Origin of the sequence: Paenarthrobacter sp. AT5, from assembly GCF_032764245.1 — a bacterium.
GTDB classification, from domain to species: domain Bacteria; phylum Actinomycetota; class Actinomycetes; order Actinomycetales; family Micrococcaceae; genus Arthrobacter; species Arthrobacter ureafaciens.
Genome location: NZ_CP136441.1, coordinates 3,909,706 through 3,920,231 on the forward strand (window position 1 = coordinate 3,909,706; position 10,526 = coordinate 3,920,231).

Genomic DNA, 10,526 nt, shown 5'->3' on the forward strand with positions numbered 1-10,526 from the left:
ACGGTTTAATGGAACACTTCGAATTTATAAGCATACTTAGCTGTTTGTCCATGCCGGAAGGCCTTAGTCAGTAAACTTAGTACTTCTTCGCTTCATCGGCTACCGTGTCAGGCCGGATTCGTAGGGGGTGAAGTCGGACCGCAGCCGCACGGACTTCGGCCCCATCAGCGCAATGTCCTCCCACAGCACCAGGAACGAACCGCGGTGCCGCCACCGGAGCAATTGGGCTATCGGCCAAGGCTGGGTAAGATTCTGCCGCTCGAATCCCAGGAACGACGACGCCGTGCGGGGACTGACAATAATGCCCACCAGCCGCGCCTTGCTCAGCAGCGGGCCGGGAGCAGCATCCAGCGCGAAACGGACGTCCGACACCTCGCCGAGCCGTTTTCCGCTGCTGTCCAGCACGTCGATTCCCAGCATGTCAGTCAGGATCATGGCGGCCTCCCGGGATGCGGCCAATGACGTGGTTCCGCAGCCAGCGCTCCACCCACGATGCGTCCAGGGAATCCGAGCGGTCCCCCACGGAGATGACGGTCCCCACGCCTGACACAACATCCCACGGGATACGGATCAGCCGGCTCGACGGCGGCCTGCCGCCAAAGATCCGCGTACCCAGCACCGGCCCGGTCAGCAGCGCAGTGATATGCGGCGGGTCGGTACCCGGCGGGATCGGCTGGTCCGGTTCGGGGCCGCTCAACTCAATGTCGTCCACAGTGGTGACGGGTACGTCGTCGACGTCCAGAACCTGGCGGTCCAGCAGGTGCAGCCGGGCGTCAAGGACCAGCCCGGCGGGAACGGGCGGCGGCTTCAAACGGCTCGTATCCAGCCCTCGGTTCTTTGCCATTACGCCCCCGCTCCCGTGGCAATCATGAGGGGAATCGCCGCAATCGACGCCACCAGGATGATGACCAGATAGACCATTCCGGCAATATTCACCGGCCGCTTATTGACGTGTTCGCCCATGTACTGGGGGTCATTTGCCACGATCAGGATGGGCAGGTACGTCAGCGGGAGGGCAATGGCCGAGAAGACCACCGAATATTCCGTCACCAGGATCGGATCGACCCCTGTCATCAGCACTGCCACTCCCGCCAGCAGCACCACGATCATGGACATGTGGAACCGTGCTGCTTGCGCCGGACGCCGGAACTTCCCCCACGACCAGCCGAAGTACTGCGCCAAGGTGTAGCCGCTGGAAAGCGTCGTCTCCAATGCCGCTCCGAACGTTGCCGCTACGATGCCCACAATCAGGACAGCCAAAGCGAGTTGCCCGCCCGCTTGCGCTACCGGCAAGGCCACCTGCGACAGCGTCGTTACGCTGATGCCGGCGGGGAGAAGAACGACGGCGGCGCACCCGGCGATTGCGAGCGAAAGGAAACCGCCAAGCGGGAAGCCCAGCAGGACATTAAGCCGCGATTGCGCCAGGTCTTTCACCTTCCACTTTTCTTCCACGGCACCCGAAGAGAAGAAGAAAACCTCATACGGGGTCATGGCCGCACCGAAGAGGGCAATGGCGTAGTACCAGTACGTTCCGGCCTTCTCTTCGTGGGAAACAGAGGGGGTAAAGATCTGCGATGCCAAGGCACCCCAGTCCGGCTTGAGGAGGAATAAAGCCACTGCGAAGACCACCAGTGAGAGGCCCACCAGGCCCGTCACGTTCTCCATGATCTTGAACTTCACCCGCCAGATCACCAGCCACACAGCCAGCAAAGCCACGGGAACCCACAAGAGATAGGCAACGCCGCTTGCCAATTGCAGGGCCAGGGCAATGCCGCCTATTTCGGCAGTGACCGTCATGAGGTTGATGAGGAAGGAAGCACCGAGGTTCGCCAGCCCGGCGCGGGCTCCCATCCGTTCCCGGATCACTTCGAATGTGGCCCTTCCCGACACCGCAGCGACCCGGCCGGACATGTTGGCAAAGAGGCAGATTCCTACTACTCCCACAAGCACCACCCACGCCAGCGAGAGCCCAAAGCGCGAGCCCACCACGGCATTGGTGACCAAATCCCCGATGTCGACGAAGCCCCCGATCGCTGTCAGGATGCCGAGTGCAACACCGAGGAGCCGTTTCACTGTATGCCGGCCTTGGTCATGAGGGCGTCGAGCTGGTCCGAGGCCCTGTGCAATTCATCGAGCACGGGCATCAAGTGGGATGGGTCGCTTCCGATCCTGCCCTCTTCCGGGCCGCCTTGCGGCGCCGCCAGGGCATCACGGGCGTGGATCAACGCACGGGAAATTGTTGCGAAAGCGGCAAGAACGTCATCCCGGAGGTCCTGGTCATCTCCGTTACTGGCAGACGTGCCTTGGACGTCCTTGGTAGCCGAGTCGACTTGCTTCAGCATGTCGTCAGCCGCAGTTGAGCCGGCCGCCGCCGTCGTGTGGCCCTTGAGTCGCAACTCCACGGCCATGGCCGTTGTCCTGGCAGCAGCGGAGGCGTCTTTCATTGGCCCCTCAAGGGCCTGCGTCGAGGGGCTTTCCGAGCAACTGGAAACGACTCCGACCAGCAACGCGAATGTCAGGAGCACCTTGAAAGCATGCTTCCACAAGCAGCTCACGACGGCAGCGGCACCTCGCATCCACCTTGCGGATCAAGCCCCGTGTAATTCAGCGGTCCGGCAACAATGTTGAGGGCGATCGTGGCGAACTGTGAGCACTGCGCCGGTGGCGCGTTGTAATATCCCCGCTGCCCCGCAGCTATTGCACCGATGACCAACCACACCACTACGATCAGCCCGAGAATTGATCCGATACGCATTTTCCACCTCAATCAAAAGAATGGATAAACCCGGAACCGGGCGGATTATGGGCGAAGCCGTGGGCGATTATCCACCCACGGCTTCGAAGCCCCGATCAATCCGTCGGATTAGGTTCAGTAGTTAAGCTGCGGTCGTCCGCAGTCTTTGCATCTTTTTCCTCAGCCGGTCCCGGCGGAGTCGCAGACTTGTTCGCTCCGGCGTCGGCAGCGTCGTCCGGATCTCCCCCGGCCCCACCGTCCGCCGGCACTTGCGCGCTGGCGAGGGGTGTTCCGAGATCCCGCGGGATCGGATGGCCAGGGGTTGTTACTCCGTCATGGATGTGGCTAAGGCCCCCAGATTCCACTGGGTCCGAGGTCATACGCGCGACCGCCCCCGTCCCAAAACCCATCCAATGAGGGCAAGAACAAGAAGGATAATTCCTACCCACAGCAGGAAACTAAGGGCCTGGTTGAATCCACCCACCAGCAGCAGGATGATCGCAATGACTCCGGCGATGATCAATAGTGTGTTCATGTAGCTACGCATCCCTTCAAACAAATTTCTGTCCAGTTAGGAAGGCATCCGCCGGGACCCCAAATGAAGTCCCACCCCATACCAACGGGCACCAACGGAGAATGTTCTCCTTATTCCGTACCTACCCATAATGGCTATGGTTCAAACAGAGCAACCACTACGGGAAGCACGTGCACAGCTTCATAATAAGCACGCTTTGTGTTTTGGCGAAGTGATTTGATGCCGAACATTTTTCGAGGCGGATCACCCTGTCAATGCGTTTCCCCGCCTACACCCTCGGGCGCATCAACGGCGGGTTCAGCACCGCCCGGGTGGGGTGCCCCGCCGTCGAACGCGCCTCCTCCGCGAGCCTGAAGAGTGCCGCCGGCCTGCCCGCATCGCCCGCGGTCATGCGCCCTGTGTCCTCAAGGAAGCCGGGCGTGCCGGTGGCCTTGCGATGGAAGTTTCGCGGGTCCAGGCGGGTCCCCCAAACGGCCTCGTAGACAGCGCGCAATTGGGCGATGGTGAACTCTTCGCCGCAGAACGCGGCGCCCAAAGGCGAGTACTCCAACTTGGCCCTGGCCCGCTCCACGGCATCTTCCAGGATCTGCGCGTGGTCGAAGGCCAAATCCACCTCGCCATTGGCCACGCGTTCCACCGGATACCACGCCGCTTGCTCGGCGTCGCTGCCGGCGGACAGGACGGGAAAGTCGGGCGCCAGCAGAAGGTGCGCCACGGTGAGGACGTCGCCACGGGGGTCACGACCCTTGGGGCCGTAGCTCGCCAACTGCTCCAAATAGCCTGGCAAACGTTCGACGCCGGTTTCCTCGCCCAGTTCGCGGATCGCTGCTTCCACGAGGTCCTCGCCGGGCAGGACGAAACCACCGGGGAGGGCGAGCCGCCCGCGGAAGGGCTCGATGAGGCGGGTGATGAGGAGGACGCAGAGCTCACCGCCGCGGACGGTAAGGGCAACGATGTCCACCGCGACGGGGAAGCTCGCGGGTGCTGGAACAGCTTGTGTCATGCGGCAATCCTACGGCATTTATCGTCATGTTGACATTAATAGTTCCAGCGCCCTAGAGTGTGGTTATCGTCAGATAGACGATAACTCTTCAAATCAAGGAGCATCATGGCAACCATCAAGCGATACCCCTGGATCAGCCACTTCCTCGGCAGCCCCACCGGCTACGTCGTGCACCTGCAAAAGGGCGCGGTGAAGCACCAAGGAGTGGGCCAGGCGTTCTGGTTCCGGCCCGTGAATTCCGTGCTCAGCGAAGTGCCGGTGGACGACCAGGAACTCCCCACCCTCTTCCACGCCATCACCCGGGACCACCAGGACGTCACAGTGCAGGCCAACGTCACCTACCGGTTCGTGGATCCTGTGGCGGTGTCGACTCGGCTCGACTTTGGCCTGCAAACACCGGGGTCCGCGCCGGCAACGGGACGCGAGCAGGTCTCCACCATCATCGGGCAGCTCTGCCAGAGCCACGCGATCGACCAGATTGCCGCCACCACCTTGGCCGAAGCCTTGGAACGCGGCGTCAGCCAGCTGCGGATAGTGCTCACCGAAGCCCTCCGCGCAGACGCCCGGCTGCAATCCACCGGCATCGAAATCCTCGGGGTGCAGGTCCTGGCAGTCCGGCCCGAGTCCGACGTCGAACGTGCCTTGCAGACGCCGGTCCGCGAGCAGCTGCAAGCCGAAGCGGACCGGGCTGTCTACGAAAGGCGCGCGGTCGCCGTCGAACGTGAACGCACCATCTCCGAAAACGAGATGGCCAGCCAAATCGAACTGGCCGTTCGGCGCGAGAACCTCGTGGCGCAGGAGGGCGTTAACGCCCGTCGGGCAGCGGAGGAAAAGGCCGCAGCCGGCCTCATCGAGGCCCAGGGTTCGGCCGAGCGCAAGGGCATCGGCGCTGCGGCCGAAGCCAACCAGATCCGGCTGGTGGGTGAAGCAGCTGCCGCACGTGAAGCTGCCACCATGGAGGTCTACCGGGGCATGGAACAGTCCACGCTGCTTGCCCTCGCCCTGCGGGACGCAGCCGGTTCGCTGCCGAACATCGGCAACTTGACCATCACCCCGGACCTCCTCAGCGGAGCCCTGGCCGGACTGTTCAAGGATCAGAACGGACAAGCGCCGGCACCGGCCGCCAAGTAAGGATCAGACCATGGCAACTCCACGCATCGTCATCGTCCACAGGCGTACCGAACTCCAGGAACTCCTGGACCGCCACTCGACCCGCGGACAGGCTGAGTTCTTCCTCCGGACCCGTGGCCGAAGCCTCGAAGAAGTTCAGCAACGCCACGACCACCTCACCGCCGCCCTCGCCACCGTGCGGGGAGCGGTCCCGGCCGAATGGCGGCAAGCCGAAGTGGAGCGGGCCGACCTCAGCCGCTTCCTCCTGACAGCAGAGGACATCATCGTGGCCGTGGGCCAGGACGGTCTGGTGGCCAATGCCGCCAAGTACCTTTCCGGGCAACCGGTCATCGGCGTGGATCCGGAGCCTGGAGCCAATCCCGGCGTCCTGGTGCGGCACACGCCCGCGGCGGCAGCGGCCATGATCCACGCCGGCGACCCGAACCGCCTGCGCTGCCTGGACCTCACCACCGTGACGGCAACCCTCGACGACGGGCAGCAGCTTTCGGCGCTCAACGAGATTTTCGTGGGGCACGCCTCCCACCAGTCCGCCAGGTACCAGTTGACGGCGCCAAGTTTTACAAGTTCCGGTGGCCAAACCGAGCGGCAGTCCTCATCGGGATTGATCGTCTCCACCGGCACCGGAGCCACCGGCTGGTGCGCCTCAATCGCACTGGAACGCGGCGGCAGGGCCCTGCCCGCACCGACTGACCCGACGCTTGCGTGGTTTGTCCGCGAAGCCTGGCCGTCGCCCGTTACGGGAGCTTCCCTCACTGAAGGCCTCCTGCAAGCCGGCGAAGTCCTCCGCATCACCGTCGCATCGGACCAACTGGTGGTGTTCGGCGACGGCATGGAGGATGACCGCCTGATCGCTTCATGGGGACAGGAAATCAGAGTGCAGGCAGGGCAGCGGCCGCTGCGGCTGGTGGTTTAGCGGGCGAGGTTGGCAGCGGTTAGTTTGGTACTGTCCGCAGGAAACCCTGTTGAGGTACATCTGCGTGAAGGCGGTCAGCCACGGATTGCGTAGTCTTCCAAGAGTTTCCGCAGGACTCTCCTACCGGCTGACTGCTCCCGTGTTGCCAATGACTCAGCCAAATCCAGGGCAATGGCAGCTACAGGAACTCCGTTGCGGAGTCCCTCTTCAAAGTCGATCTCCCGTAGCGTGACATTGCCGTCCTCTGATTCCTCCATGTGGAACGCCGCGGCCATTTCGTCTGCCGTACCCACCGGAACGTAACCGTCCAAAAAACCGTCGCCACCGGAGAGACCGAACACAGCCCCCATACCGGCTGCCCGCATTGCCGCTCCGCCTGTAGGCAGCACGTGTTCCTGCAACTTCCCAACAGCTTCCGTCGTCGCCCGAAACGTTCTGACCGTTGCCCGTTTCCGGGCCGCAACCATGACATCCTCGACGCTGCGGCCCTGCAACGATGTTCGCAAGCGGTAGCGCTCGTGGGGATTCAACCATGGCGCCGCCTCACCGCTCAGGAGCGCTATTGCCGCCCAGGCTGTCTTGGAGCTCCATGCTCGACCGGTCCCCCGCGGTCTATGAAGAGCCCGGTTCAACGAATCACTGCTGATGAGTAGTAATCCACCACCCCGCAGCGTCTTCAGATGACCTTGGCTCACCATATTGCGCACCTGCCGCTGGCTCACGTGAAGACGTTCAGCGACTTCTGCGGTTGTGAGATAGGTCGACACCATAGACAGAAGACTACCGCGAGGGGAAGTCTTTTGTGTATACAAAATACTTCCCCTCGCGGAATATATTTGTGCACTATCGGCCCGATGCGATGTTCGCCTCCCGGGCCCACTCCCCGCTCCCAGCCCGGCAGTGCTAGCATTCCCATGATCGTGCCAACCAAGCAGGAGGTGAGACCCATGTACGCAGTATCCGCAATGGGCGCTCCCCCGCAGCCCACGATTCCGCGACGCAAGTAGTCGCCACCGGGAGCGCCAATCCTCTTTCGTGAAGGGCTCTCCCATGAACACAACGCTTTCCCAAGACATCACGCGTGCCCGGGCCTTGGTGCTCGGTGGCGGAGGTTCCACCGGCAATGCCTGGTTGATCGGCGTCGTCGCCGGCCTGGCGGACGCGGGCCTCGATGTCACCAACGCCGACCTCACCATCGGCACATCGGCCGGCTCAACCGCTGCCGCCCAAATCAGTGGCGCGCCAATCGCTGAGTTGTATGCCGCAACCGTTCAAGCTCCCGCCAGCCGGACGTCGGCGCCTGCCGATCCCCGTCCCGCGCCCGCCAATCTCCGTCCCGCGCCCGCCAAGGGCAGGGACGTATCTGACCACATGGAACGGACTGCCCGGATCATCGCCTCTTCCGCGGATCCTGCAGACATGCGACGCCGGATGGGCGCTGCGGCGCTCGAACTGCAAGCCGCGTTGGACCCTTCTACACAGGACCGATGGCGCGCTACGGTAGCGGCCAGACTTCCCCGGCAGGAATGGCCGCAACAGCAAATCCTTATCACAGCCGTTGATGCAGGCACCGGCGAACCTGTCGAGTTCGGCAACAGCAGCGGGGTGGACCTGGTTGACGCCGTTGCAGCCAGTTGCGCCAGCGGCTTCGCGTACAGGATTGGCAGCGCCAACTATATTGACGGCGGCTACCGCTCCAACGCTGAAAATGCGGACCTTACGGCTGGTTTCAGGAGAGTGCTGGTCCTTTCGCCTTTCGGTGGTCGAACCCGGACTCCTGAAGCGTGGAAGCAGGACCTCGCCTCTCAAATTGAGGTTCTGCGAGCTGGCGGCAACCAAGTGGAGACGATTCTCCCCGCCGTTGAGTCGGAACATCTGTTCGGTGCCAACGCCATGGATTTCTCCCTCCGTCCGGCCGCAGCGGTGGCAGGCTTTGAGCAAGGAAAAAGCTTGGCCAGCGGGCTTTCCGGGTTCTGGAAAGGGCCCCTCACTTAGCCCCTGACCAGCCGGGAGTCAACCGTTGTCCCTCCCGAAGCCCCGGAGTAGGGTGGCCGGACCGCCAACCCTCAACAAACTCTGGGTAATTTCTGGGAGACACCATGAGACTTAAGAGACGTCAGTTTGCCGCGGCCACTGCCGCGTTGGCACTTAGTGTAAGCAGCGCAGCAGTGGCCAGTCCGGCTTTTGCGGACCCCCGGCAGACCGAAAAAAACCCCACGGCCACGGGCTACGGCGGCGCCGTCAGCACGGTGGATCCGGAGGCATCCGCAGCGGCCATCGAAGTATTGAAGCGGGGCGGCAACGCGGCCGACGCAGCGGTCGCTGCTGCTGCCACCCTCGGCGTAACTGAGCCCTACAGCGCCGGCATCGGCGGTGGCGGCTACTTCGTCTACTACGACGCCAAGACCGGTGAAGTCGGAACCATAGACGGCCGCGAAACGGCACCTGCGGCAATGCCCCATGATGCGTTCATCAATCCTGCTACCGGCGAGCCCTACAAATTCACGCCGGATCTGGTCACCAGCGGCGTCTCTGTTGGTGTTCCCGGTACTGCGGCTACATGGGAACGCGCTTTGGAACGGTGGGGAACCTTGGGCCTGGACGAGGCCCTGAAACCGGCCATCAAGGTCGCCAACCGCGGCTTCGTGGTGGATGAGACTTTCCGTCAGCAGACCGAGGACAACAAGGCACGGTTCAGCAACTTCACCTCCACACAGCAACTCTTCCTCCCCGGCGGTGAGTCTCCCGCCGTCGGAAGTATCTTCAAGAACCCCGAACTGGCGGCGACGTACCGCCTGCTTGCCAAGGAGGGTACAAGCGCGTTCTATAACGGCCCGCTGGCTGAGGAAATCGCTGCCACGGTCCAGGCGCCGCCCAAGGTAGGGGAACCCACCCTGCCTGTGCCTGTTGGTTTCATGACTACCCAGGACCTGGCCGACTACAAAGTCCTGAACCAGGACCCGACGCACATGAAGTACCGGGGTTACGACGTCTACGGCATGGCACCGTCAAGCAGCGGTGGCACCACAGTCGGCGAGGCGCTGAACATTCTTGAGCCGTTCAATCTCAGCGAGATGCAGCCCACGGATGCGCTGCACCATTACTTTGAGGCGAGCGCCTTGGCGTTCGCCGACCGTGGTGCCTACGTGGGTGATCCAGCGTTCGTTGATGTTCCAACGGACGCCCTGCTGGACCCGGCCTTCGGCAAGGAACGCTCTTGCCTGATCAACCCGACGGCGGCGGCAACAAAGCCTGTAAAACCCGGGGACGTAGAGAATTACGACGGCGCGTGCCCGGCTTCCGTTGCGCCGCTCGCTGATGAGACGGACACCGAGAACATCTCCACTACCAACCTGACGGTCGCTGACAAGTGGGGCAACGTGGTGGAGTACACGCTGACAATCGAGCAAACAGGAGGATCGGGCATTGTTGTTCCGGGTCGGGGATTCCTGCTGAACAACGAGTTGACGGACTTCAGCACGGTCTACGACCCCGAGGACCCTAACCGTATTGAACCAGGCAAGCGGCCACGGTCATCGATGTCGCCCACCATCATTCTGGATGAGGGCAAGCCGTTCCTGGCCCTCGGTTCGCCGGGCGGCTCTACCATCATCACCACGGTGCTTCAGACGATATTGAACCGGGTTGATTTGGGCATGGACATCTCGGAAGCCTTGGCAGCTCCCCGGGCAGCCCAACGAAACACGAAAACGGTCACGGCCGAACCGGCTTTCATACAGAGTTACGGATCCCAGCTCAGCGCTCTTGGCCACGAACTGGTCCCTGCCGGTGACGCCTTCACATCCGCAGCCGAGATTGGTGCTGCCACGGCCATCGAGTTCGGTGAAGACGGCAAGCTCGTTGCCGTGGCGGAGCCGGAGCGGCGGGGTGGTGGATCCGCCATGGTGGTTTCGTCCGGTGACCAGCCGGCGAATGGCCACGGGAAGGGCCCGAAGTCCAAGTAGTCCTGCAGATTGAAACCCGGGAAGCCAGGGCAGGCCTATTCACGGTCCGCCCTGGCTTCCTCCCGTAAACGCCATAGTGCTCCAAGAGCACCCAGAGCGCAGATGACCCCCGTCAGTAGCGGCCACACCGAGCCGCTTTGATTGGAGAAAAGGGCGTACACGGCATAAGCGCCCAAGAGTAGGGCAAGCATGAGCCAGACGAGTGATCTGTGATTCATGGTTCGTTCCTTTCGCGGCTTAGGTCC

13 protein-coding genes and 1 pseudogene are annotated in these 10,526 nt (G+C 62.7%); 4 read left to right on the forward strand and 10 right to left on the reverse strand.

Annotation, left to right across the window (positions count from 1 at the left end):
• Window positions 1–99: 99 nt before the first annotated feature.
• The 7 genes from RI444_RS18100 to RI444_RS18130 form a co-directional block, all read right to left on the reverse strand.
• The gene (locus RI444_RS18100; protein ID WP_021473472.1) at window positions 100–435 is read right to left on the reverse strand and encodes a PRC-barrel domain-containing protein; all 336 of its coding nucleotides are present in this window, start codon (window positions 433–435) and stop codon (window positions 100–102) included.
• Window positions 422–844 carry a hypothetical protein gene (locus RI444_RS18105; RefSeq protein ID WP_207605555.1) on the reverse strand — a complete coding sequence of 141 codons (423 nt, stop codon included), beginning with the start codon at window positions 842–844 and terminating at the stop codon, window positions 422–424. Before RI444_RS18105 ends, RI444_RS18100 begins: the two co-directional genes overlap by 14 nt.
• Window positions 844–2,073, reverse strand: a complete 1,230-nt coding sequence (locus RI444_RS18110; protein ID WP_179012296.1) for an Nramp family divalent metal transporter — start codon at window positions 2,071–2,073, stop codon at window positions 844–846. Before RI444_RS18110 ends, RI444_RS18105 begins: the two co-directional genes overlap by 1 nt.
• The gene (locus RI444_RS18115; protein WP_139126872.1) at window positions 2,070–2,525 is read right to left on the reverse strand and encodes a hypothetical protein; all 456 of its coding nucleotides are present in this window, start codon (window positions 2,523–2,525) and stop codon (window positions 2,070–2,072) included. The genes RI444_RS18110 and RI444_RS18115 overlap by 4 nt, the downstream gene beginning before the upstream one ends.
• Window positions 2,526–2,551: 26 nt before the next feature.
• On the reverse strand, window positions 2,552–2,755 hold the full coding sequence (locus tag RI444_RS18120; RefSeq protein WP_207605554.1) for a hypothetical protein: 204 nt from the start codon (window positions 2,753–2,755) through the stop codon (window positions 2,552–2,554).
• A 355-nt stretch (window positions 2,756–3,110) separates the two neighbouring features.
• Complete coding sequence (locus tag RI444_RS18125) at window positions 3,111–3,269, reverse strand: hypothetical protein (protein WP_017200690.1); 159 nt, start codon at window positions 3,267–3,269, stop codon at window positions 3,111–3,113.
• A 268-nt stretch (window positions 3,270–3,537) separates the two neighbouring features.
• Window positions 3,538–4,272: an NUDIX hydrolase gene (locus tag RI444_RS18130; RefSeq protein WP_069696135.1), complete on the reverse strand. Its 735-nt coding sequence runs from the start codon at window positions 4,270–4,272 to the stop codon at window positions 3,538–3,540.
• 105 nt (window positions 4,273–4,377) lie between these two features.
• On the opposite strand from RI444_RS18130, the gene RI444_RS18135 reads away from it, so the two are divergent.
• Both RI444_RS18135 and RI444_RS18140 read left to right on the forward strand, forming a co-directional pair.
• Entirely contained in the window at window positions 4,378–5,403 is a 1,026-nt protein-coding gene (locus RI444_RS18135; RefSeq protein ID WP_062097980.1) for an SPFH domain-containing protein, read from the forward strand.
• 10 nt (window positions 5,404–5,413) lie between these two features.
• Window positions 5,414–6,316, forward strand: a complete 903-nt coding sequence (locus RI444_RS18140; RefSeq protein WP_207605553.1) for a hypothetical protein — start codon at window positions 5,414–5,416, stop codon at window positions 6,314–6,316.
• 74 nt (window positions 6,317–6,390) lie between these two features.
• Here RI444_RS18140 and RI444_RS18145 read toward each other — a convergent pair whose 3' ends face one another.
• Window positions 6,391–6,846, reverse strand: coding sequence for a hypothetical protein (locus RI444_RS18145; RefSeq protein WP_242703214.1), 456 nt, complete (start codon window positions 6,844–6,846; stop codon window positions 6,391–6,393).
• Window positions 6,847–6,990: 144 nt separating this feature from the next.
• A pseudogene (locus RI444_RS23115) lies at window positions 6,991–7,392 on the reverse strand (helix-turn-helix domain-containing protein); the annotation flags it as partial.
• Between RI444_RS23115 and RI444_RS18150 the strand changes: the two are divergent.
• Both RI444_RS18150 and ggt read left to right on the forward strand, forming a co-directional pair.
• Complete coding sequence (locus tag RI444_RS18150) at window positions 7,367–8,311, forward strand: patatin-like phospholipase family protein (protein WP_207605551.1); 945 nt, start codon at window positions 7,367–7,369, stop codon at window positions 8,309–8,311. The pseudogene RI444_RS23115 and the gene RI444_RS18150 overlap by 26 nt on opposite strands.
• Before the next feature lie 104 nt (window positions 8,312–8,415).
• Window positions 8,416–10,281 (forward strand): gamma-glutamyltransferase, encoded by a 1,866-nt coding sequence (gene ggt, locus RI444_RS18155; protein WP_207605550.1) that lies wholly within the window; start codon window positions 8,416–8,418, stop codon window positions 10,279–10,281.
• 35 nt (window positions 10,282–10,316) lie between these two features.
• Here the strand turns inward: ggt and RI444_RS18160 are convergent, their stop codons facing one another.
• Complete coding sequence (locus tag RI444_RS18160; RefSeq protein ID WP_207605549.1) at window positions 10,317–10,499, reverse strand: hypothetical protein; 183 nt, start codon at window positions 10,497–10,499, stop codon at window positions 10,317–10,319.
• Window positions 10,500–10,526 lie beyond the last annotated feature (27 nt).

Coding starts and splice junctions, on each gene's coding strand:
- RI444_RS18100 (WP_021473472.1), bottom strand. CDS start 435: ATGATCCTGACTGACATGCTGGGAATCGACGTGCTGGACAGCAGCGGA.
- RI444_RS18105 (WP_207605555.1), bottom strand. CDS start 844: ATGGCAAAGAACCGAGGGCTGGATACGAGCCGTTTGAAGCCGCCGCCC.
- RI444_RS18120 (WP_207605554.1), bottom strand. CDS start 2,755: ATGCGTATCGGATCAATTCTCGGGCTGATCGTAGTGGTGTGGTTGGTC.
- RI444_RS18125 (WP_017200690.1), bottom strand. CDS start 3,269: ATGAACACACTATTGATCATCGCCGGAGTCATTGCGATCATCCTGCTG.
- RI444_RS18130 (WP_069696135.1), bottom strand. CDS start 4,272: ATGACACAAGCTGTTCCAGCACCCGCGAGCTTCCCCGTCGCGGTGGAC.
- RI444_RS18135 (WP_062097980.1), top strand. CDS start 4,378: ATGGCAACCATCAAGCGATACCCCTGGATCAGCCACTTCCTCGGCAGC.
- RI444_RS18140 (WP_207605553.1), top strand. CDS start 5,414: ATGGCAACTCCACGCATCGTCATCGTCCACAGGCGTACCGAACTCCAG.
- RI444_RS18150 (WP_207605551.1), top strand. CDS start 7,367: ATGAACACAACGCTTTCCCAAGACATCACGCGTGCCCGGGCCTTGGTG.
- ggt (WP_207605550.1), top strand. CDS start 8,416: ATGAGACTTAAGAGACGTCAGTTTGCCGCGGCCACTGCCGCGTTGGCA.
- RI444_RS18160 (WP_207605549.1), bottom strand. CDS start 10,499: ATGAATCACAGATCACTCGTCTGGCTCATGCTTGCCCTACTCTTGGGC.